Consider the following 22,607-nt stretch of genomic DNA (forward strand, 5'->3'; position numbering starts at 1 on the left):
CTTCGCTACCATGGACTATTGCTTTTATTTTATAATACAGGTCGAAATTTTATTATTATTTAATTAAGCAGTCACACTTTTATTATGACTGTTGTCATTATCAGCACCATTTCCACCATATTTGTGCTGTGTTAAAATTTGAATCACTACAAGCACAATAAAAATTCCAAGACCTGCCCAATCCGAAAACTTTTCAGGATAGATAAGCAATAGACCAGCTATGATAGCAAATAAACGCTCAATCCATAAAACTTTGCGGTACCAGAATCCTATTACGCCTGCACCAATTGCGACCATTCCCGTAACAGCGGTAAATACTACCCATAAAATTTGCGGTATCGTCGTATCAATCATTAATAAAGCAGGTGAGAAAACAATCATATATGGAATAATAAATGCTGCAATAGCAAGCTTTGCAGAGTTAATGCCAGTTTTAATTGGATCTCCACCTGAAATACCAGAGGCAGCAAATGCGGCGAGTGCTACAGGTGGTGTAATATCGGCAATGATACCAAAGTAGAATACAAAGAAATGTGCCGATAATAAAATAACAACTGGCACTAAGTCTTGTGGTGTATTTGGCGATAATAATGCCACAATTGCAGGTGCTGCTATCGTTGACGTAATAACGTAGTTTGCCGTTGTTGGGGCACCCATTCCTAAAATTAATGATGCAATCATAACGAAAACAAGCGTTAAAATAATGCTTCCTCCAGCTAATGCTACTAAACTATTAGCTAAACTTAAGCCTAGTCCTGTTTTGACAACTACTCCGACAATAATACCTGCACAAGCTGTTGCTGCTACAACACCCAATGCCGTACGAGCGCCCTCCACTAAAGCATCAACAATATCTTTTGGCTTTAAACGAGTATCTTTGTTGAACATTGTTACAGCAATTGAAATGACAATTCCGTAAAGTGCAGCATGCATAACAGGTGTTCCAGTTAACATTAAGACAATAATAGCAATAATAGGTAGTAACAAATATATCTTCTTGAATACTTCTTTACGATTAGGCATTTGATCATCACGTAAGCCTCTTAAGCCTACCCGTTTTGCTTCAAAATGCGTCATAATCCAAATACCTGTAAAATAAAGCAATGCAGGAATTGCGGCTGCTTTTGCAATATCCCAATATGTAATGCCGCGTCCTATAAATTCTACCATTAGAAACGCCGCAGCACCCATAATCGGAGGCATTAACTGACCACCAGTAGAAGCAGCTGCTTCTACTGCGCCAGCAAATTCTTTACGATATCCAAGCTTTTTCATCATCGGGATTGTATACGAACCTGATGTTACAACGTTGGCCACAGAACTTCCTGAAATCATCCCTTGTAGAGCACTTGAGAAAACAGCTACTTTTGCTGGACCACCAATTAATTTTCCAGCAAAAGCTACAGCTAAATCATTAAAATACTGCCCAACCCCTGTTTTAACAAGGAATGCACCAAATAATAAGAACACAAAAATAAATGTAGCCGATACACTAATCGGTGTTCCTAAAATACCATCTGTCGTGAAATACATAAGATTAACGATACTTTCAAAATCTTGCCCTCTATGCGCCATAAAGGCAGGGAAATAAGGACCAAAATAAGCATAAATTAAGAAACATGTTGCGATAATTGTAATCGGTAAACCTACGGCTCGACGAGCAGCCTCAAGCACGAGAACGACAGCAATTAAACCTACTAGAAAGTCCAACTGTGTGATAGTACCATTACGATTAACAAGCTCCGTATAATTCAATGCCCAATACGAACCTACAACTACAGATAATAACGATAAAATATAATCAAACCATGCAATTTTATTTTTTGGCGCTTTCCTTCGAGCTGGGAATAATAAGAAAATAAGTGCTAACCCAAACCCTAAGTGGACAGTCCTTTGAATCGGTGCTGTAAATTGCCCGAAAATCGCAGTATATAATTGAAACAATGAAAATGCTAATAATCCATAGAAGATTACATGCTTCATGATTCCTGAAATTGTACGCACATTTGATTCAATATCGTATTTTTCAAGTATTGCTTGTTGCTCTTCTGCCGATATTTGTTCAAATTCTTCTTTTACTTCATTGCTGCGTTCCTTCAGTTTTGTCATTTCAACCTAACTCCTTTCCATCTTTCATAAAGAGATATTCGCTTCACCTCAAATAAATAGGATTTACCCCTTTGTAAATCTTTTTTTAAATCATATTCATCATTTTTGTAAACAAACACAAGATCCAAGTCTAAATCCCCAATAAAAATTGTGAAATTATCAATGATTTCCTTGTCAAATTGCAGAAAATATTTACCATCTCGTTGTGTTAATGTTTGATTTTCTTCCGCGTAACCCGGCATGCCAATCGCTAAGTCTTCATACTCCATTCCTAACATTTGAATACGCTTCTCTTCTACACATTGATAATATTCAAGTACATCAGATTTATGGATTGAATGTGTGTACCTTATACGAAAAGCATCATCAGCAGCAAATGGTATATAATGCACTTTCGGATTGTCTATACGTGTTTCTGTAAATGCGAATACCTTTTGAAGAGGAAGAAAAATAATTATGCCAAAGCATATACAACATACGGCTATAACAAAAACTATTTTCCTCTTTCGCATCACATCTGTTCCCCCACTTTAAAAACTATCCGCTTTTTCACTTGACCTTAACGAAACAAAAAGGGCCCGAAGCTTTACGCAATCCGAGCCCCTTTGTCTGTTTAGGAAAATAGTTATTCAATTTCTAAAATATTCACATCACATTATTAGCTTTGAACTTGTGTTTTTTATTTCTTTTCATCAAAGTATTTTTGTGCACCTGGATGTATATCAATGCTAATACCATCTAAAGCTGTTTCCTTTTTAATAAATGCACCTTTTGCATGTGAAATCTTATTCGTATTGTCATAAATAGCTTTCGTCATTTCGTAAACAACATCGTCTGAAAGATCTTTATTTACTGCTAACATTGCAAGTACAGAAACTGTCTCTGTATCATTTGCAATACCGTAAGTACCAGCTTTTACTGTGTCTTTTGCATAGTAAGGGTATTTGGCAATTAGTTCATCCGCTTTACCAGCATCTACACCAATAATATTTACTTTTGTTGTTGCATTTAATGCCTCTACAGCTCCTGTTGGTGTACCAGCAGTTATAAATGCAGCATCAATTTGTCCTGATTGAAGACCATCAGTAGACTCACCAAAATCAAGATTTTGTGCTTTAATGTCATCCATTGTTAAACCATGGATTTCAAGTAATTGTTCAGCATTTGCATAAGTACCAGAACCAGGAGCACCTACAGAAACTTTTTTACCTTTTAAGTCAGCATAGGTTTTAATACCTGAAGCTTCAGTTGTTACTAATTGCACAGTCTCTGGGTAAAGTGCACCTAATGCGGCAATCGTATCAATTTTTTTACCATCAAACATTAATTTTCCTTCAGTTGCATAGTAAGCAATATCCGTTTGTACAAACGCAATCTCACCTTTACCCTCTTGCAAGGCAGTCATGTTAGCTGCAGATGCTTGAGAAACTTCAGCAGTTGTTTTAATGCCTGTTTCTGTTGTTATTAAATCAGCAAATGTACCACCTAATGCATAGTAAGTACCTTGCGTTCCACCTGTTAATAAACTTAAAAATTTTGGCTTTTCAGAGCTAGCTGCATCACCATTCGTATCTTCCTTATCATTCGAGCCAGTACCACTATCAGTTCCACATGCAGCTAAAATTAATAACGCAATGGCACTTAATAGCATTAATAGTTTAAATTTCTTTATCTTCATATTAATCTTCCCCCTTTGGAAATATTATAAGAATCTATTTAAAACTATCAAATTAAGTATAATTATGTCAATCTATTTATAGTAAATTCAGATAATTATATTTATACTTTTCGTCCTATTCTTCAATAATCACCATTTTCAAACAATTTCTCATTTACCCTTTATTTTTCTCTATTAACCTATTAAATTATATTTTATCAGAAAATATAATTAATTTAAAATGTATACATTTTGTATAAAAGTACATTACACCCCTTCCAATGGTCATTATTACAAAGAAAAGACTGTATCTATATTTTGCATAGATACAGTCTTTCTATCTCCCTTATTGAATTACCCCACATGCAATTCTTGCACCAGAATTACCAGAAGGATCTGTTTTATAGTCGTCCGCCGATTCATGAATAACTAACGCTGTACCCTCTCCATCAAGTAAGGAGTTTTCTACATTTTTTTGTAAAGAGACACCTTCAGCTACGAAATTTAAATCTACAGTACCATCTTCACCAACTTCTAAATTGGGTAAGTCACCTAAGTGATAGCCCTTTGGATTTAATGTACCATGCTCTTTATTTGTCGGATTAAAGTGAGGACCCGCTGATTCAAACGTTGGTGGTTCACACTTTCCTACCGAATGAATATGAATACCATGTGTTCCTGCTGGTATATCACTTAAGGCTAATGTCACCTTGACCCCATTGTCCTCTTCTTCAAAATAGGCATTTCCATAGCTTTCGTTGTTAGTACCAATTACTTTTGCAGTTGCCGTTAAAGATGATTTTGTAGCGTTTACCGCTACTTTATCCTCTTTTTTATCAAAGAAGCTGCATCCTCCGACAAATACGGTCAAAGAAATAATTAATATAGATATTTTTTTCATGTTATTACCTCCTCTATTTCTGATGGTACCCATCTCACTCACTACTTATGCAATATGTACTGCTGATTTCTCATCACTTATCAAAAGGTAATATAATAACTTCTGTATCTACTCCGATGATTACTGTTCAAGTCGCTCCCTTTATAGCAAGCATGGCTCTAAGAACAAACCGCGTGCTAGCAAGGGTTGCTACTGACAGAGTGATTTTCATAAATCAACCGCAGCTGTTATTTAAAATAAAAAAGGACTATATCTATATAAGATATAGTCCTTCTCTTATTATGATTGAATTACGCCACAAGCAATTCTTCCACCAGATTCACCAGTAGGATCAGTCATGTAGTCGTCCGCTGATTCATGAATAACGATCGCAGTGCCCTCTCCATCAAGTAAAGAATACTCGGCATCTTTTTTTAAAGTGACACCTTCTGCCATAACAGTCATTTTAGCCGTGCCATCCTCAGCTATTTCTAAATTCGGCAAGTCTCCTAGGTGGTGTCCATTCGGATTATCCTTCCCATGCTCTTTAAAAGTTGGGTTGAAGTGACCACCGGCTGTTCCGAAATCTGGACCTTCACATTTTCCAGTTTCATGTATATGCATGCCATGTAATCCTTTTGCCTCTGCAGGAAAACCACTTAAATTTAATGTCACCTTAACACCATTATCCTGCTCTTCAAAATAGGCATCTCCATAGCTTTCATTATTAGAGCCTATTACTTTTGCTGTTGCTGTTAAAGGAGCGTTAGCTTCCTCCTTTTTACTACCACATCCAACCAGAAATACACCTAAAGAAATAATCAATAAAGTTGTCAGTTTCATTAAATTACCTCCTTTTTTTATAGTTTATCACCTGTTTAAATACTTGTGCAACTAATAACTAGGCATTTATCCTCATAGCAAAAAATAGGGATTTCTCAGAAAAAACACTGAGAAATCCCTACTTTATTTAATTTAAAATTTTTACTGTAACTGTTCTTACACCCCAATTACGGGCTTGTCCGTCTGAGGGAATAAAAACATCAATTTTATTACCTTTTATCGCACCGCCAGTATCAGCAGCAATCGCTTCACCATAACCTTCAACCCATACCTTTGTTCCAAGTGGAATAACTCGTGGGTCAACAGCAATTACTTTTAAATTTGGATTAGAACGTATATCAGTACCATTCGCTGTAATACCTGAGCAACCTGTACAATAAGCCGTATAAGCTGTAGCACGCATAGTATATGTTTGTCCATCTTGGTTAGATGGCGCACTCGCAACTGTTGTTACCGGTTTTGGTGTAGTCTTCTTCACAGTACTCGAAGAACTCGAAGTACTTGCTACACTCTTTTCTGTTTTAGGTTTTGCTGCTGATGCCTTAACAGCTAAAGTGTCTCCAACTAAAATTAAATCAGTTGAAAGGTTGTTCCAGTCTTGTAAGTCTTCAACTTTCACATTATAAACTTTTGCAAGGCTGAATAATGTGTCTCCAGCCTCAATAAGATGAGTCTCGTCGACCGTATCCTCTTTTAGAATCCTTTCGATACTCAAGGTTTGTTCCGGATCAACCCAGATGGAATCAATTTCATCTAACTCCTTCAAATCGGCTAAACTTAGGTTAAAAATATTAGGTAATCCCCACAGTGTCTCACCAATCTGACCAGTATATGCTGCCTTAGCGGAAGTGGTACTTCCGAACATCCCCATGCCAAGAGTCAATGCTACAGCTAATGCTATCGCTTTTTTCTTCATAATAAGTAATACCTCCAGTTGTTTAATTTTTCTGTATTCTGTTGCTAGCACACTAGAGAATTAGGCTCTTAAATATGCACGCAATATTGTAGAATGCTTCTAAATTTCACAGGACATTGGACCTGATATTACAAATTATTACTATTTAAACAAGATTTTATACAATTCCAATCATTTTTTTAGCAAATTAAACATTTTAATGGAAAATTTAGCTCGTATTACTACTAACCATTTGCATATTTTATATAATGGAAATACAGCTTATTTAACCGATAACAAAGTAAAGGGGTTATCTAATAGATTCAATCTTATAAAGTAGAAATTGCTTATGGGGCTAGTACAGCTAGTACTAAACGCAGAATAGGAAGTTGGTCAATTATGTCGCTATACATATTATAGTTTTTAATATCCCTATAATTGTAAAATAAATATTAATTAGTCTAATAATAACAAATTAAATATTTTTAGTAATATCTACAGTGCAACATAGTGAGGTTGTATACTAATCTGAAAGTTGGTGTCCTACTTTGATTCGGGTAATAATAGCAGACGATGAGCCGTTAGCTCTTTTAAACATGGAAAAAAAGTTAGAAGAATTTGATTCAGTAGAAGTTGTTAAAGCATATTCAACGATTCACGACTTGCTGGATGAGGCACCGACATTGGACTTTCATGTGGCCTTTTTAGATGTGGAAATGCCAGGTATGAACGGTTTGGAGATTGCTCAATTATTAAAAAAATGGAAAAAGGATGTCCGTATTGTATTTGTAACCGCGTATCGAGATTATGCTGTTCAGGCTTTTGAGATTAATTCTCTGGACTATTTATTAAAGCCCATTTCTAAATCTCGCCTTGAGACAACTATTAATAGAATACAGGAACTCTTCCAAATAAAAACAACAGTCTCAAAACAAGTACAACAAATTGAGCCTTCCCTTAGCATCCATTGCTTAGGTGGATTCACCGTCTTCCATAACAAGAACATCGTACATTGGCGAACTGTAAAAACAAAAGAGTTATTTGCCTTTCTCTTATCTAATCTCAACAGTCATATACCACGTGATACAATCATTGATGCCTTATGGGCTGAAACAGAATACAAAAAAGCAAGAGTACAACTGCATACAACGGTTTCTTATTTACGTACAACGCTTTCATCTTTAGGCTATTTCAACGTATTGCAATATACAAACGGGTGTTATATTTTACAATTAGAAAATTTTCATTGTGATGTTCTGGAATTGGAGCAACTGTTAAAAAACAAAGAAGCGTATGGGGAATTTGATGTAGAAAAAGCAGAATTATTTATTCAAAATTATCACGGAGAGTACATGGCGACACTAGATTACTCTTGGATTCATAGTAAAGCAAATTTTATTCATAACCAACTTACACTTTTACTTAGTTATTTAGTCGAGCATTATACAACAAAACATAATGCCAAAAAAAGAGAGCAAACTTTACTATTGATGATCGAGTATAATCCATATGCCGATAACACTATCCAACAGCTTATTCAACACTATATTGAAGAAGATAATCGAGCAAATGCAGTAAGAGTATACAATACCTTTAAGAAAAACCTGTATGCAGACCTTGGTATTCTACCCAATCCAGAGACAATTGCATTATATGATACTATAGCGCAAGAATAAAAATGATGTAGCTGCCTCCAAACAATCATTTTTCAGAGACAGCTACATTTCTTTTTAGTTCATTGATTAACAACATTCGATAAATCTTCAACTATACGTATACAATTTCTTCCTGATTGTTTTGCTTCGTATAATGCTTGGTCAGCAATAGCAATTAACTGATTTGGGCTGCTAAAAGTGGAAGCAAAAACTGTTACTCCTGCAGATAAAGTAACCGGGCGTCCACTAGGATTTTCTGCTAACGCTTGTTTAATCCGTAAATCTTCTGCTAAATTGACAGCGTCTTCGATTGCAGTATTCGGTAAAATAACCATAAACTCCTCTCCTCCATATCTAAAACAGCTCCCATGCTGATGCACACTTTCCTTCATTTTGCTTGCAAATGCTTTTAAAACTTCATCGCCTACTGTATGACCATATGTATCGTTCACATTTTTAAAATCATCTAAATCAATTAATATTATGGCGTGTGGCACTTTTTCTGTAATTAATTTGTTTAATACATGATCCATACTTCGACGATTTGGAATCCCAGTTAATGAATCTAATTTCAACTGGTCTGTCAATTCATCAATTGTATTTTGTGAGTCTGCTATCGATTTTAACATGACATTTTTCAAGTTACTCGCCTCTACATACCAATCATCAACTGATTGTAAAGAGCTGATTTTATTACCATTCTGTCCACTTTTAGAAATTTCTTGTAAAGGTCGGGTAATTTTCAAAGTTAGCCACAATACAAATATGAAAACGATTACAAACATTAATATTAAAGGCAATAATACTTTTTTTAAGAACATACTTAAAGAGATGACATTTTCCTTTTGCACCTGATTTACTGCTTGTTTAAACTTTTCATTCGCTAAAGCTTCTGTTTCAGCATTTTGTAATCCCTCTTGTACATATTTTTCAGCTATATCCGAAACTTCTGCTATATACTCTTCATGCATGGCAAGTTTAGATTGTACGAGCATTTCGTTAAAGCCTTGATAACTAATCCAAATACTGATACTAGATGTAACGAGTCCAACAATAATCATCATACTAATAATGACAAACGATAAATTTAACTTGAGTTTCTCCACAATAGATCATTTCTCCCATTGAGATGATATTTTGCAAAAGCTATATACGATTTCAATATTAAAAGTTTTTATTTTAACATCATACGTCATACCTCTTAAAAAATACTTAACAACTAATAGTTTTAACCTGTTTCCGAAGAAATTAATTACTCAAAAAGAACTAAAAAACTTCTTTTTAGTTACATAAAGTTTTCTATTATAGAAAAGTACGTTTTCTTTTTGTTAATTCCATGGCATGGTAAAACAATACAATAAATTATTTTGCTTACAGGAGGCTCTATGTAGCGTTGAAAAAAACCATCGTACGCCATTTACTAATTATCGCTTTGATTTTTATCGTCCTTACTATCTTCCGCATACTTTGGCTAGTATATTTTATGCCTTCTAATGACCAACCAACTGCACAAGCTGGTATTTTAGATATGCGCAACCATTCTTTATCAGAGAATGAAGTTTTTCAAATGAATGGTGAATGGATTTATTATCCTGAAGTGTTGTTAGATACGACTAGCCCCACTCATCTAGAACAAACTATTAGAAGTATTCCTATGCAGGAGGCAGCAGGAGAGACACAACACTATGGCACTTATCGTTTAAAAATTTTGTTAAATGCTTATGAAGGTTCAGATTACCGATATGCAATTCAAGTTCCTGAAATCTCAACTGCCTCAGCATTGTATATTAACGGCAAACTTGTAGGACAGTCAGGCGAAGTATCAACAAATGCTAGTAATCATAAAGGGAAGGCCGTTCCTTACACAGTATATTTTACAGAAGAGCAGCCCGAAATTGATGTCATTTTACAAGTATCCAATTTTGATACGCCATCGAATGTACTTATAACTAAGCGACTTTCATTTAGTTCAGCATCAGCTATGACGCACTATCAACTCATTACGGAATTATCACTAGTAGCTATTTCAATGTTACTCATTTTATTTGCATTGTTTAGCATTCTTGTCTTTCTCTTTATTTATCGCAAAAAAATAGTATTGCTGTTTACAGTAGGCTTTCTTTTACCTTTGGCTGATGAACTTATTACAAACAACCGTTCAATTCTGGATTGGTTTCACTTAGATTATGTATGGTCAATGAAGCTATCAAATATTATTTATCTCGGTGCTTCATTTTTCTTTGTACAATTTATTCGCATCTTGTTAGTTAAATATCAACAAGCAAAATATTTTCGATGGTTCTCAATGCTATATACCATAGGAGCACTTCTCATTGTGCTATTGCCTATTCAATGGCTATACACAGCAAACCTAGTGTTTTTTATGCTCTATATTGTTTCCTTTTTATATGTCTTAACACTTGCCTTGAAGGAGTACATAGGTAATCAGGAAAGTTCAGCTTTTATTGCGTTTACAGCCATTGGCACAACAAACGGTATTATCTGGGGCCTTATAAAACTGTATTTTTTGTTAACTATTCCGCTCTATCCATTCGACTATTTAATGATTGCACTCGGCTTTTCAGGTTATTGGTTTAAACGTTTTTATGAAAACAAACAACAAATTAATCTATTAGTTGCTCAATTACAAAGAGACGGGGAATTGAAAGATGAATTTCTATTAAGCAATGCACAGAAATTATGGGATCCTATGAATAAAATGATTACCCTAGGGCAAACAATCTATGATAATCCAAACAATAGTTTCGTCACAGAGGATAAGCAGAATTTAAAATATTTAATTGATATTGGACGAAGCATGTCGTTTACGCTAAATGATATATTGGATTATACACGCTTAAAAGATGGGAATTTACATCTCCATAAGAAAAATGTGCGTATTCAAGGAATTGTTTCAGGTATTTTTGATATGCTGCGTTTTATCTCAGCTGGAAAACAAATTCACATGGTTTCTACCATTGCACGGAACTTCCCACGTGTATTAGCGGATGAAAAACGATTAATTCAAATACTTTTCAATCTCCTACACAGCGCTATTAAATATACAAACGCTGACTTAATAGAAATTAGCGCATCAATCGAAAAAAATATGGCCGTTATTCATATTAAAGATACAGGCTCTGGAATAGAAAAAAAGGATATGATACTTCAGGAACATCTATTTTCTTCTGATCACGGGAATGAAGATAACGATAGAATGCATCTAAGTTTACTGGTTTCTAAGCAACTAATTGATTTACATGGAGGGTCATTACTAATCTATTCTAGTTCGAATAAAAGCTTTGATTTATATTTCACCCTACCGATTGCCGATGAGACGAAAAATGAGGAACAGATGAATGATGAACAACAAGAGAAAGTACTTTTAACAGAAAGTACTACAAACTTAGATGCCACACCTTCTGAAAAACAGTTTAAAATTTTAATGGTTGATGATGATCCTGTTAATTTAACAATGATGCGAAGTATATTTTCCGCTGCAGAATATGACATTACAACAATCACAAGTAGCGAAAAGGTACTGGAATTGTTGCCTACGAAAAGGTGGGATTTAGTTATTATTGATGCTATGCTACCTTATATTTCTGGGTATGCTTTAATTGAAAATATTCGCGAGCATTATTCCTTACTGGAGCTACCAATATTATTGTTAACTGCTAGAAGTAATCCCGAAGATGTTTATACTGGATTTGCTCACGGTGCAAATGATTATGTAACAAAACCTATTAATGCGCTGGAACTAAAAGTTCGGTGTCGGGCTTTAATCGATTTAAAATATAGCATTAATCAGCAACTACATTTGGAAACCGCTTGGCTTCAGGCACAAATACAGCCTCATTTTTTATATAATACGCTTAATACAATTGCTTCACTTAGCACAATTGACCCAGATCGAATGATTGACTTGATGCACCATTTTGGTAAGTATTTACACGCAAGTTTCGATGTAAGAAATTTACAACGAGTTGTACCGCTTCGTGATGAACTTGAACTCGTCCGTTCGTACCTATATATCGAACAGGAACGTTTTGGGGAGCTATTACAAATTGAATGGGACATCGATGATCATATTCAAATTGAGATACCCCCTATTTCATTGCAAACTTTGGTAGAAAATGCAATACGCCATGGCGTATTGCAACAAAAGGACGGCGGGACTGTTTGTATACGAGTTAAAGAGTATTCAGATTATGTAGCCGTAAGTGTTATTGATGACGGTATTGGTATAGAAGCCAGTACATTAACACAATTGCTTTCCGATACTAATACTACTAGTAGAGGCATTGGTTTACGCAATACTGACCTACGCCTTAAAAGAATTTATGGGCAAAGGTTGCAAATTAAAAGTACACCGAATGAAGGCACAACAATCACCTTCAACATCCCAAAATAGTGCCAGGCACTCACACAATTTATGTTTATACAAAGAAAAATCCACGGAGTCTCCTACGGGAACAGCACAAAACGTAATCCGTAACAGACGGCGCGTTAGCGACGGTTACGGATTACTTTGTGCCCGCAGAAAACACTGTGGATTTTTACGATTTCAGAATCGAAGTGCCAGGCACTCACACAATTTTTACGATTTAACAAGCTGTTATTTTGCATGCATCGATTACCAAATTACGGGCTTAGCTACCATTAGCCATAGCATAATGAGCAGTAAGACAATATACATCCATGCCTTTCGATGTAACAGTGTGGAAAATTTTTGCTGATGGTAGGCTGGCGTATTAAATGTTCGAATCGTCGGTTTAAACGCTCGCGCTAAAAAGACGATGGAACCTGCCATAACAAGAAATGTTAAAACTACCCAAGATGTTGTCCATGGATATCCTCCTCGCCACATTAATAAAATGCCCGAGGCAACTAGAACATGTCCAGCATGTTTAACAATCGTAATCGCACCTTGAAATACTTGAATATATGGTGGCATTTCCTCATGCGCAGCTGTACGCATTTTCTTTACTATTGCTAAAACTACGAACAATGGCCCAATCGAAAGGATAGCACTTAAAATATGTATATATAGAAGAAGTGTATAAATCGATATCATAATGCATACTCTCCCTTTAATAAGTCTTACTAATTATAGCATTCCTCATTATGTTCTCTCATTCTAAATGTGAATCCTTTGTAAACGTAGCGTGAATCATTGTAAAATTGTTTGAAATCTGCACAATGAGGGTATTGATTATAGTAACATGCACTTATAGAACAAAAAGGAGTGATTCTTATAGGAATTCATCAATTTTTTACAAGTCTTAATGATCTAGAACGTATTATTCGTTGTCCTGGCCGCTTCAAATTCGAAGAGCATAATGTAGCTGCCCATTCTTGGAAAGTTTCACAATATGCCATGTTTTTTGCTACACTTGAAGAAATGAATGGCGCTACAGTAAACTGGAAGTCGTTATATGAAAAAACTATCAATCATGATTTCGCTGAAGTATTTATCGGTGATATAAAAACGCCTGTTAAGCATGCTAGTCCTGAGCTTAAACAAATGCTCGCACATGTGGAAGAAAAAATGATGGAAAAATTCATTATTAATGAAATCCCAAAAGATTTCCAGGACATCTTTTTCGACCGTATGAAAGAAGGCAAAGATGCAACACTAGAAGGGCGTTTGCTTGAATTTGCAGATAAACTAGACCAATTTTATGAAGCATTTGCAGAATTAAAGCGCGGTAATACTGATATGGAATTTGTCTATATGTACCAAACAGCGCTGTCAAAGCTTTTAGCAATTCCCCTTCCAGCAACAGTGCAATATTTCCGTACTGAAATATTGAAAGATGCTGTTAAGGAGAAAACACATATTGATATTCAAACGCTAACAAATGAAATTTTAAATCAAAAAAAATAACGTGCATGTACAAGTTTTCCGATGAATTGATCGACGGAAGGCTTTTTTTATTTCCTAAAAAAAGTCGTATAATAGGAGTGATGGGAGGGAAAAATTTGTCACATGTATGTTCAATAGTAGAAGATCTACTACCTTTATATAAAACTAAAGGTCTACAAGCCGATACAACTGAATTTGTCGAACAGCATTTAGCTACATGTAAACACTGTCAGCAGTTGGCCGCAACGAAGCTTTCATCTAATCAAAATTTATCAATGAAAAGTACATTAACATTTTTCCACCTCATTTTTATCGTGCTCTCTTTTGTGTTTGCCCTCAACTCATCCTTACTTGGCGATCATAAAAGCTTTGTCGCGTTATACGCCCTTTTTGGCTGTCTTACTTATTTATTCTATAAAAACATTTGGATAGTCTTCGCCATAAGCTCTATACCTGTTTTTGTATGGGCAATCATTAATAATTTTAGCAATCCACTCTATATTCAGGGCCTCTCCTTTATGGATATAAGTGCACTTATCATTGGTGCTAGCTATATAGCTCTATTACATACGATTTTCGCCTTGCTTGGCTCTGCCTTTGCTATTATTTTACGAAGGTTTTAAATGATAAAAGCATCTCTCGTATGAAAGATGCTCCTTATCATTCCAGCTATTAGGCTTTTTTCACGAACTCTGATTTTAGTTTCATGGCACCGAAGCCGTCAATTTTACAATCAATATTGTGGTCACCTTCAACAAGGCGAATACTTTTAACCTTTGTGCCAATTTTTAAAGTTGAAGAGCTTCCCTTTACTTTTAAGTCTTTAATAACTGTTACTGCATCACCATCTGCTAACAAGTTACCATTTGCATCTTTTACGATAAGTGCATCCGACTCCTGCTCTGTTGCACTATTGCTCCATTCATGCGCACATTCTGGACATACAAAGTTTGCGCCATCCTCATAGGTGTATTCAGAATTACATTTCGGACAATTTGGATATGCTGCCATTTCCGCTTCCTCCCTTTAATTTTCGTTAGGTAAATGATTACGCTCCTATCTTTACACACTTACTATAATTTCGCAAAGGTTGTTCGCATTTTTTGTTCGTATTTGTGAAAAATATATGAAGGTATTCCATATAATCCAAGCGTTTTATATGTATAAATTGCATGTTTTATAGTATGTGCCCATTGACTTTTTTTCATAAACCATCTTGCTTGCAAGTTTGTTTATCATGCCGTATTATATCCATAAAGGCTGCATTGTTCGTATAATATTAAGTTTTAACCTTTAAGCTGTAAAAGGGAGTTTTATTATTGGAGTTGGAATGACGGGCCTCACACCTTGGTGCATGAGGATAAGCAGGAAAACTTCTGCGAACACCCACTTTGAGGAGTGGTGGTTTAAAACTTTCTATAAGAAATACGGCATACGCGGCTTTTAAATTTTACATTAGAGCCTCAAGGCTTCAAAGCGACTCACCCTTCTTATATGGAGGGTGAGTTTTTTTATTAAAAACAAGCGTTGATGCAATTTTGATGCAAAAATTAATGCTAATTACCGTTATAACTTAACGTGTGAACGATTTGGATTTCGGTCAATAAATTCTTCAATATCATCAGCTAGTCTATATACAAGATCGAAATAATTCTTCTCTTCCAAAACGCCCTTTTTTGGATGGCGGTATGGTGCCGACTATTTTTTAACATTTAACAGTATTAATCTCATAATTATCGGGATTCTTCTTGCTATAAAGATGAAGAAAAAGACTAGCTAAAACAGCTAGTCTTTTTTCATTAAAATTTGTCATATTAATCTAGATTTCTAGTTACTAAATCATCATATATCCCGTTCACCGTTAGCTTCCCATTTAGCAATTTCCTCTCTAACACGAGGGGCAACTTCTTTCCCAAGCAATTCAATGGCACGCATCACTTGATTATGTGGCATTGTACTTAACGGTACATACATCATAAAACGAGTAATCCCCACATGCTTACGCAAATGGATGATTTTCTCTGCGACAGTATTAGCATCACCAACATACAATGCCCCTTCAAAACTTCGCGCAGCATCAAAACTCGAACGATCATAATAAGCCCAGCCCCGCTCCTTGCCAAGTTTATTCATACCAGCTTGCGTGGATGGGAAAAATGTATCTGCTGCCAGTTCCCTATTCTCCCCTACAAAACCAATCGAATGAGATCCCACCTTCAGTTTGGAGACATCATGACCTGCATGAGCCGCTGCTTTTTTATATAATTGTACAATTGGTGCAAATTGCATCGGGCTACCACCAATTATCGCCAGCATTAGTGGCAATCCGAGCAGGCCTGCACGGATTGCAGAATCCTGATTTCCACCACTACCAACCCATATAGGTAAAGAATCTTGAACAGGTCTTGGATAAACACCTAAATTATTTATTGCAGGTCGATGTCCGCCCTCCCACGTTACTTTTTCCGAGTGACGAATTTTAAGCAGCAACTCCAAATGTTCTTCAAAGAGTGCGTCATAGTCATTTAAATTATAACCAAACAACGGAAATGACTCGATAAAAGAACCTCGCCCCGCCATTATTTCTGCACGTCCATTTGAAATCCCATCTAGAGTAGAAAAATCTTGAAAAACGCGTACAGGATCAGCTGAAGAAAGCACAGTTACCGCGCTTGTAAGTCGTATGTTTTTCGTTTGGGGTGCCGCCGCTGAGAGAACCATCGCTGGAGATGATGCTGCATAATCCTTCCTATGATGTTCACCAACTCCAAACACATCCAGCCCTACTTGATCAGCAAGGATAATTTCTTCGATCACTTCACGTAGACGTTGGGCATGACTAATCACTTCGCCATTAAAAACATCCGGTTTCGTTTCTACAAAAGATGTAATACCTATTTCCATTTAAATCTCTCCTAGTCCAATTAAATTGTAAGAATAAATATAGTGTTACTGGTAGTAGTACTATCACGAAGTTATTTTGATATCTTTACTCGAATACTTAAAGCCCAAAATAGAAGAGCAAAAGCACTGACCGAAGCGCCAAGCAAAGAAACGCCTCCCCAGCCAAAATGTGCATATATTTGAGTCGAGGCAATTGAACCACTCGCACTGCCGATAGAATAGAACATCATATATCCAGCAGTAAGTCGACTCCTTGCTTCTGGATACAACGGAAAAATCATCGTTTGATTCGTTACATGTATTGCCTGTACAGCCAAATCAAGTAGAACAATACCGACAACTAATGCGACAAATGTTTGTTGTAGATAACTGATAAACAACCATGAAATTAACAATAATAACAAAGCACAACCAGTAGTTCGTTGTCCGTACCCTCGATCTGCCAGTTTTCCTGCGCTTGCCGCAGCTAATGCTCCTGCTACACCAACAAGACCGAAAGCTCCAATTGCACTATAGGATAAAGCAAACGGCGGTGCGCTAAGTGGTAAAACGAGCGAAGTCCATAAAATACTGAAATCGGCAAAAATCAACAGCGCTAAAACTGAACGAACGCGTAAAGTTCGCTCTTGAATAAACAATGTAAACGTTGACCTAATCAACTGGAGATAAGTGATTGATTTCACCTCGCGCTCAACAACTGGCAATACTTTAAAAAACAAACTAGCTAGCAAAAGCATGAGTGCTGCAGAGACGATATATACGGAACGCCAACCTGCTAGATCTGTTAGTATACCGGCAAAAGTCCGCGCGAGCAGTATGCCGATAACTATTCCACTTGTTACAATACCAACGACACGCCCTCGTTCTGTAGGAGAAGCGATATTTGCTGCAAAAGCCACAAGCGTTTGGGTCACAACTGCCAGAAGACCTACTAAAGCCATACCTACGAAAAGTACAACGCTAGAAAAAGCTGTCCCCACTATAATCAAAGCTATTGCGGATAAGAGCATCTGCCCGACAATAAGACGCCGTTGATTTAATAAATCTCCAAGCGGAACAAGTAGTAGTAAACCCAATCCATAAAAAATCTGTGTGATAGTAATCACAACACCAATAACGGAATGGTCAATGCCAAAATCATTCGATAATCGATTGAGCAATGGCTGAGCAAAATAAATATTGGCCACTGACATTCCACAGGCAGTCGCAAACAACAATGTCAAAGAGCGAGGCATGGATGAATGCTGATGCCCATGAGGTTTAGTTTCAGGAGATGGACTATTCACCTTAGAATAAAGTGGGTCATTTTCTAGATTTGAATCTGCTTTATACACATCTTAATCTCCAATCCCTTTGATTATTAATAATAACATACCAAACGGTACATTATAATTGTTGCTAAATATAACTTAAAAATAATTGTAATGTCAACTTAATATTTTTATCACTGTAAATTTAACATGAAATAACTTTTACATTTTGACTAATAAAATGGCTAATAATCTGAAAATTAAATACCGATAAGTAAGAAATAATTGCAATTACCTACATACATGTCATAATGTAATTAATAAAAATTAAAATTTGAAGGGAGTAATCTTAATGGCTCGAACCCGTGAATTTGATGAGGATAAAGTTTTAGATGCTGCTATGCAGTTATTTTGGGAGAAGGGATATGAGGCTACTTCGTTAAGTGATCTTACTTCTAGAATGGGCATTCAACGCCCTAGTATTTATTCAACTTTTGGCGATAAGAAGGCATTATTCGAAGCTGCACTTCGAAAATATACCATGTCTCGGGCATCCGATATTCGCACTAGACTTCAAAAACACGCCTCTGTAAAAAAGGCATTTGCTATTTTCTTTACGGATGTCATCAATGACGAATACGCAGAAGAACTTAGTAGAGGTTGTTTTTGTATTAATACAATGGTTGAACTAGCACCTCATGATGAAAGATTTGAAATCTTGACTAGAGAACATCAAATGTATTTAACTGTCATCTTTCAAGAAACGATTCAACATGGAATACAATCAGGTGAGCTGGAAGCCAACACAGACGCAAAATCTTTAGCACAAGCACTTATTGTCGCATTAATCGGACTAACGGTAATGATGAAGTCTCGCCCTCAGCGTTCTTTTATTGACAATGCAATAACGACTACTCTTACATTACTTAAATAATGAGGATTCTAGCGTTTAAGTGCTTGAAGTAGTAACAGAGGCTGTTCAACAACCTATACTCTGTATGCTCTACATAGTAAAAATCCACTTCTTTCCGTGAAAAAAGCCACAACCAGCTTACTGTTGCTAGTTGCGGCGTTCTCACAGGATCTGAGTGGATTTTCACATGTATATTTACGCAACCATAAAGGGCTACATAATTTTATATCATCAATACTTAATTCTTTTCTACACGCTTTCCATTAACAAATAGAGATAACACAAGCCCAATAAGAGCAAGGGCTGCAATAAAGAAGAATGCATACTTTGTTCCTTCAGCAATTAACTCAAATGGTAAAGCATTTTGGAATTTCTCGAAATGCTTGTTTTGTCCACTGACCATTAATGTAATAGCCAATGCTGTCCCTGTCCCACCTGCAATTTGTTGTAATGTACTCATAACAGCTGCACCATCTGCGTATAATTCACGTGGCAACTGATTTAAACCATTTGTTTGAGCAGGCATAATAATCATAGAAATTCCTATAAAGAATATTGTATTAGCTAAAATAATCTGCCAAACGGGTGTATGTGCGGAAATCGTAAAGACAAAAAGTAAGCTTGCAATTAATGTAAAAAGAAAACCCAGGGGTAAAAATTTCTTTGCTCCAAATTGATCGAACATCTTTCCTACTACTGGTGATAAAACAGCATTCATGGCACTACCAGGTAAAAGAATAAGGCCTGCAACTGTAGCACTGAATAGTAAAGAACCTTTTAAGTACATAGGTAATAGTATAGCTGTTGATAAAATTAATAGCATACCGCTAAATAACAATACCGTCCCTAACGTAAACATAGGATATTTAAACGTTCGTAAATTAATCATAGGCTGCTCCATTTTAAATTGACGAATGACAAATAACACAATCGAAACTAAGCCAACAATAAATGGAATATATACCCCTGCAGAAGCAAAGGATTTTTCTGCAATAGTACTTAAACTGTAAATAAAGCCACCAAAGCCAAGTGTCGATAAAATAATTGAAACAACATCAATAGCTGGTTTCGTAATAGTAGATACATTATCGATTTGTTTAAGCCCCGCTACGACTAATCCTGCATAAAAGACAAGGCTTATCCAGAAAATATACGACCAATCCAACGAGTCCACAATTAAGCCTGCCAATGTTGGCCCAATTGCAGGAGCTGTCGTAATAACAAGCCCCATTAACCCCATTACCGCCCCACGCTTTTGAATCGGGAAAATTAATAAAATTACATTCATCATGAGCGGTAAAATAATACCCGTTCCAAACGCTTGAATGATACGACCTAGCAGTAAAATTGGAAAGCTTGGTGCTAAAGCTGCTAAAATCGTTCCTACAATCGAAAATACTAATGATCCAACAACTAACTGTTTTGTTGTAAACCATTGAATTAGAAGAGATGAAACAGGCACTAAAATACCTATTGTTAATAGATAGCCTGTAGTAAGCCACTGTGCTGTCCCAGCTGAAACAGTGAAATCAGACATAATATTTGTCAGAGCCATATTTAAAGCTGTCTCACTAAACAGCCCTATAAATGCTGCAAACATAAGCACGAAAGCCATGCTTTTAGGTTTTCTTACTGGCACAACTTGCAAAGATGAAGCCATAAATAAAATACTTCCTTTCTTTCTCTATGATTAATTAGACCGGTCTATATAATAAGCATAAAAACGAAGCCCCTATTTACTTAGAAAGCAATAAAGGAATCATTTTGTTAATTTGAATTAAAGGCTCACTTGATTTTTTGGTTACACTTAATGTAATCCCACCTTCAATTAATGCACTTATTGTTTTGCTAATTAAGTAAGCTCGTTCTTCACTATAACCACTAATTCTTAATTTCTCAAAGTAAAGATTTCCCCATATTTCAAAGGTTTCTTCACAAGCCTGACGTAAATTCTCATTTACAAATGCTGTTTCCATTGCGAGTAATCCCATTGGAACGTTTTTTAATTTTGATATTGGATCTATGTCATGAAAAATTCCCGAAATATTTTCTATATGATATTGGAATGCCTTAGCTGGATCTTCGTAAGCTGCTAGATTTTGCTCTATTTCTGCTGCAATTCTATTTGCTGATAAGTTAATCGCTTCAACAGCTAATTGTTCCTTACCATCAGGAAAATGATAATATAAAGAACCTTTTGGCGCGCCACTCTCTTGAATTATTTGACTCAAGCCTGTAGCGTGATATCCTTTTAAATGAAAAAGCTCTGTTGCAGCTTCTAAGATTTTCTCTCGCGATGTTTTTTTATTAGACATAGGATTACCTCCCTTAAAAAAATTATAACGAACGGTCTACATAATAATAAAAGTCTTTTTGAACGTTGTCAATTTTTAATTAATCTAACTTCCCAACCTTAGATTTAATCACTACAATGAAATGCCGTTGACCAATTAGTTAACTTCAACTACAAATGTATAAGATACCTCACCATTTGTCCATCGAGCTAATACTTCATAAATATATCGACCTTTGTTTGTTGGCGCCGCCATCTCATTGTTTTTCAACATAATTTCCTTATCTCTTCCGTGTTCATTCCAAAGATAAACAAAGATTTCTGGATTTTCTTCAACCTTAATACCCATGTTCATATTTGATTCTAACTGAATCGCCTGTAATTTTTCAGCTACTTGGTTTGGAGATGCATGATCAGTTTGAACAGTCTCAGTTGTTAGCCCTTTTTTTCTTTCCCATTGATACCCGCCCGCTTCCATTTCATACTTCTTCCCATTAACATGAATCCATCCTGCATAAGTTGGAGGAAAACTTTCCTTATTGTGCTCTGCCTCATGATGAGTTTTATTTACATCATTCGAACAACCCACTATGAAAAGCGCAATCAAGCCAACCATTACAAATAACTTTTTCACTGCACATCCTCCTTTTTCTAAATTTGACTTTTATTTCTCAAAATCGTTTCATTTATTTAAAATAAAGTTCAAAGAGACGATTGCTCTTATTGAACAATCGTCTCTTATTTAAAGGGAATTTTCTTCACTGATGAATAAATTAATTCTCCTGAATTAGAAAAACCGCAAATGTTAACAGGTAAAAAAATCGATCCTTCTGCTCTTTTTAAGAAAAAACGCTGTCCAGCAGACTCTATAAATGGCACATTTTCAAAAATACCTCTCTGCGTTTCTACCGTTATTTTAACGATTTCAGGATCTATCACTTCACCAAAATAATAACTGATATTTTCTTTACTCTTTCCTGAAGCACTCCATGTAATTTGATCGTCTTCTAATGGAGGGTAATATGTTGAGGATAGCGTGTTACCATCGCTTAATATCCACGTACCAAACCAATTTTGTTTTAGCTCTGCAACGGAAGTAGATTGGCTCGTTCGAAATATTGTTAACCATCGTTCATCAATTTCGTTAATGAAATAAACTTCCTCTACAGATTCAGACCAATTTTTCGTTAGATACAAAACATCCTTTTCAGTTGGTTGCTGAAGATGATTGGAGGGTATAATTAATGAGCAAATTATTAATGTAAAAACAATTCCAAGAATTATTTTTTTCATAGCCATTGCCTCCCCCTCTGCTTTTCGTATTAACATATTCAACAAC

Annotated in this window: 20 protein-coding genes and 1 other RNA gene; 6 read left to right on the forward strand and 15 right to left on the reverse strand. The window is 35.8% G+C overall.

Annotated features, from left to right (window positions below):
- Positions 1-63 precede the first annotated feature (63 nt).
- From ACIP9C_RS12690 to ACIP9C_RS12715, 6 genes are all read right to left on the reverse strand, one after another.
- Complete coding sequence (locus tag ACIP9C_RS12690) at positions 64-2,109, reverse strand: TRAP transporter permease (RefSeq protein WP_401011091.1); 2,046 nt, start codon at positions 2,107-2,109, stop codon at positions 64-66.
- Positions 2,106-2,621: a DUF1850 domain-containing protein gene (locus ACIP9C_RS12695; RefSeq protein ID WP_401011264.1), complete on the reverse strand. Its 516-nt coding sequence runs from the start codon at positions 2,619-2,621 to the stop codon at positions 2,106-2,108. Before ACIP9C_RS12695 ends, ACIP9C_RS12690 begins: the two co-directional genes overlap by 4 nt.
- A gap of 167 nt (positions 2,622-2,788) precedes the next feature.
- Positions 2,789-3,787 carry a TAXI family TRAP transporter solute-binding subunit gene (locus ACIP9C_RS12700; protein WP_401011093.1) on the reverse strand — a complete coding sequence of 333 codons (999 nt, stop codon included), beginning with the start codon at positions 3,785-3,787 and terminating at the stop codon, positions 2,789-2,791.
- Between the two features lie 325 nt (positions 3,788-4,112).
- Positions 4,113-4,667 (reverse strand): superoxide dismutase family protein, encoded by a 555-nt coding sequence (locus tag ACIP9C_RS12705; RefSeq protein ID WP_401011094.1) that lies wholly within the window; start codon positions 4,665-4,667, stop codon positions 4,113-4,115.
- A gap of 279 nt (positions 4,668-4,946) precedes the next feature.
- Positions 4,947-5,489 carry a superoxide dismutase family protein gene (locus ACIP9C_RS12710; protein WP_401011096.1) on the reverse strand — a complete coding sequence of 181 codons (543 nt, stop codon included), beginning with the start codon at positions 5,487-5,489 and terminating at the stop codon, positions 4,947-4,949.
- 127 nt (positions 5,490-5,616) lie between these two features.
- On the reverse strand, positions 5,617-6,405 hold the full coding sequence (locus ACIP9C_RS12715) for a LysM peptidoglycan-binding and 3D domain-containing protein (protein ID WP_401011098.1): 789 nt from the start codon (positions 6,403-6,405) through the stop codon (positions 5,617-5,619).
- Positions 6,406-6,932: 527 nt separating this feature from the next.
- Here ACIP9C_RS12715 and ACIP9C_RS12720 point away from each other — a divergent pair.
- Complete coding sequence (locus tag ACIP9C_RS12720) at positions 6,933-8,060, forward strand: response regulator (protein WP_401011099.1); 1,128 nt, start codon at positions 6,933-6,935, stop codon at positions 8,058-8,060.
- Positions 8,061-8,119: 59 nt separating this feature from the next.
- Here ACIP9C_RS12720 and ACIP9C_RS12725 read toward each other — a convergent pair whose 3' ends face one another.
- Positions 8,120-9,145, reverse strand: a complete 1,026-nt coding sequence (locus tag ACIP9C_RS12725; RefSeq protein WP_401011100.1) for a GGDEF domain-containing protein — start codon at positions 9,143-9,145, stop codon at positions 8,120-8,122.
- A 287-nt stretch (positions 9,146-9,432) separates the two neighbouring features.
- Between ACIP9C_RS12725 and ACIP9C_RS12730 the strand changes: the two genes are divergently transcribed.
- Positions 9,433-12,453 (forward strand): ATP-binding protein, encoded by a 3,021-nt coding sequence (locus ACIP9C_RS12730; protein WP_401011102.1) that lies wholly within the window; start codon positions 9,433-9,435, stop codon positions 12,451-12,453.
- Between the two features lie 222 nt (positions 12,454-12,675).
- On the opposite strand, the gene ACIP9C_RS12735 is transcribed toward ACIP9C_RS12730, so the two are convergent.
- Positions 12,676-13,116 carry a hypothetical protein gene (locus ACIP9C_RS12735; RefSeq protein ID WP_401011104.1) on the reverse strand — a complete coding sequence of 147 codons (441 nt, stop codon included), beginning with the start codon at positions 13,114-13,116 and terminating at the stop codon, positions 12,676-12,678.
- Positions 13,117-13,287: 171 nt separating this feature from the next.
- Between ACIP9C_RS12735 and ACIP9C_RS12740 the strand changes: the two genes are divergently transcribed.
- Positions 13,288-13,929, forward strand: a complete 642-nt coding sequence (locus ACIP9C_RS12740) for a YfbR-like 5'-deoxynucleotidase (protein WP_401011105.1) — start codon at positions 13,288-13,290, stop codon at positions 13,927-13,929.
- A gap of 95 nt (positions 13,930-14,024) precedes the next feature.
- Positions 14,025-14,531, forward strand: a complete 507-nt coding sequence (locus ACIP9C_RS12745; RefSeq protein ID WP_401011107.1) for a zf-HC2 domain-containing protein — start codon at positions 14,025-14,027, stop codon at positions 14,529-14,531.
- 49 nt (positions 14,532-14,580) lie between these two features.
- On the opposite strand, the gene ACIP9C_RS12750 is transcribed toward ACIP9C_RS12745, so the two are convergent.
- The gene (locus ACIP9C_RS12750; protein WP_401011108.1) at positions 14,581-14,919 is read right to left on the reverse strand and encodes a zinc ribbon domain-containing protein YjdM; all 339 of its coding nucleotides are present in this window, start codon (positions 14,917-14,919) and stop codon (positions 14,581-14,583) included.
- A 243-nt stretch (positions 14,920-15,162) separates the two neighbouring features.
- On the opposite strand from ACIP9C_RS12750, the gene ssrS reads away from it, so the two are divergent.
- Positions 15,163-15,355, forward strand: a non-coding RNA gene (gene ssrS, locus ACIP9C_RS12755) — 6S RNA.
- Between the two features lie 395 nt (positions 15,356-15,750).
- Here the strand turns inward: ssrS and ACIP9C_RS12760 are convergent.
- Positions 15,751-16,812, reverse strand: a complete 1,062-nt coding sequence (locus ACIP9C_RS12760; RefSeq protein ID WP_401011110.1) for an LLM class flavin-dependent oxidoreductase — start codon at positions 16,810-16,812, stop codon at positions 15,751-15,753.
- Positions 16,813-16,883: 71 nt separating this feature from the next.
- Complete coding sequence (locus ACIP9C_RS12765; protein ID WP_401011112.1) at positions 16,884-18,146, reverse strand: MFS transporter; 1,263 nt, start codon at positions 18,144-18,146, stop codon at positions 16,884-16,886.
- Positions 18,147-18,414: 268 nt separating this feature from the next.
- Between ACIP9C_RS12765 and ACIP9C_RS12770 the strand changes: the two genes are divergently transcribed.
- Positions 18,415-18,996, forward strand: a complete 582-nt coding sequence (locus tag ACIP9C_RS12770; protein WP_401011114.1) for a TetR/AcrR family transcriptional regulator — start codon at positions 18,415-18,417, stop codon at positions 18,994-18,996.
- Positions 18,997-19,213: 217 nt separating this feature from the next.
- Here the strand turns inward: ACIP9C_RS12770 and ACIP9C_RS12775 are convergent, their stop codons facing one another.
- The 4 genes from ACIP9C_RS12775 to ACIP9C_RS12790 all read right to left on the reverse strand — a co-directional run bounded on the left by ACIP9C_RS12775 (position 19,214) and on the right by ACIP9C_RS12790 (position 22,561).
- Positions 19,214-20,635 (reverse strand): MDR family MFS transporter, encoded by a 1,422-nt coding sequence (locus ACIP9C_RS12775; RefSeq protein WP_401011116.1) that lies wholly within the window; start codon positions 20,633-20,635, stop codon positions 19,214-19,216.
- 76 nt (positions 20,636-20,711) lie between these two features.
- Positions 20,712-21,290 carry a TetR/AcrR family transcriptional regulator gene (locus ACIP9C_RS12780; RefSeq protein WP_401011117.1) on the reverse strand — a complete coding sequence of 193 codons (579 nt, stop codon included), beginning with the start codon at positions 21,288-21,290 and terminating at the stop codon, positions 20,712-20,714.
- A gap of 135 nt (positions 21,291-21,425) precedes the next feature.
- Entirely contained in the window at positions 21,426-21,902 is a 477-nt protein-coding gene (locus ACIP9C_RS12785; protein WP_401011119.1) for a hypothetical protein, read from the reverse strand.
- Between the two features lie 104 nt (positions 21,903-22,006).
- Positions 22,007-22,561, reverse strand: a complete 555-nt coding sequence (locus ACIP9C_RS12790; RefSeq protein ID WP_401011120.1) for a hypothetical protein — start codon at positions 22,559-22,561, stop codon at positions 22,007-22,009.
- Positions 22,562-22,607: the final 46 nt, after the last annotated feature.

Origin of the sequence: Lysinibacillus sp. NPDC093210 (genome assembly GCF_044753985.1) — a bacterium.
GTDB lineage: Bacteria > Bacillota > Bacilli > Bacillales_A > Planococcaceae > Lysinibacillus.

Bases quoted from the DNA above. Each gene is read 5' to 3' on its own strand.
- ACIP9C_RS12710 (WP_401011096.1), bottom strand. From the start codon at position 5,489: ATGAAACTGACAACTTTATTGATTATTTCTTTAGGTGTATTTCTGGTT.
- ACIP9C_RS12770 (WP_401011114.1), top strand. From the start codon at position 18,415: ATGGCTCGAACCCGTGAATTTGATGAGGATAAAGTTTTAGATGCTGCT.
- ACIP9C_RS12735 (WP_401011104.1), bottom strand. From the start codon at position 13,116: ATGATATCGATTTATACACTTCTTCTATATATACATATTTTAAGTGCT.
- ACIP9C_RS12775 (WP_401011116.1), bottom strand. From the start codon at position 20,635: ATGGCTTCATCTTTGCAAGTTGTGCCAGTAAGAAAACCTAAAAGCATG.
- ACIP9C_RS12790 (WP_401011120.1), bottom strand. From the start codon at position 22,561: ATGAAAAAAATAATTCTTGGAATTGTTTTTACATTAATAATTTGCTCA.
- ACIP9C_RS12750 (WP_401011108.1), bottom strand. From the start codon at position 14,919: ATGGCAGCATATCCAAATTGTCCGAAATGTAATTCTGAATACACCTAT.
- ACIP9C_RS12690 (WP_401011091.1), bottom strand. From the start codon at position 2,109: ATGACAAAACTGAAGGAACGCAGCAATGAAGTAAAAGAAGAATTTGAA.
- ACIP9C_RS12705 (WP_401011094.1), bottom strand. From the start codon at position 4,667: ATGAAAAAAATATCTATATTAATTATTTCTTTGACCGTATTTGTCGGA.
- ACIP9C_RS12780 (WP_401011117.1), bottom strand. From the start codon at position 21,290: ATGTCTAATAAAAAAACATCGCGAGAGAAAATCTTAGAAGCTGCAACA.
- ACIP9C_RS12695 (WP_401011264.1), bottom strand. From the start codon at position 2,621: ATGCGAAAGAGGAAAATAGTTTTTGTTATAGCCGTATGTTGTATATGC.
- ACIP9C_RS12715 (WP_401011098.1), bottom strand. From the start codon at position 6,405: ATGAAGAAAAAAGCGATAGCATTAGCTGTAGCATTGACTCTTGGCATG.
- ACIP9C_RS12760 (WP_401011110.1), bottom strand. From the start codon at position 16,812: ATGGAAATAGGTATTACATCTTTTGTAGAAACGAAACCGGATGTTTTT.
- ACIP9C_RS12700 (WP_401011093.1), bottom strand. From the start codon at position 3,787: ATGAAGATAAAGAAATTTAAACTATTAATGCTATTAAGTGCCATTGCG.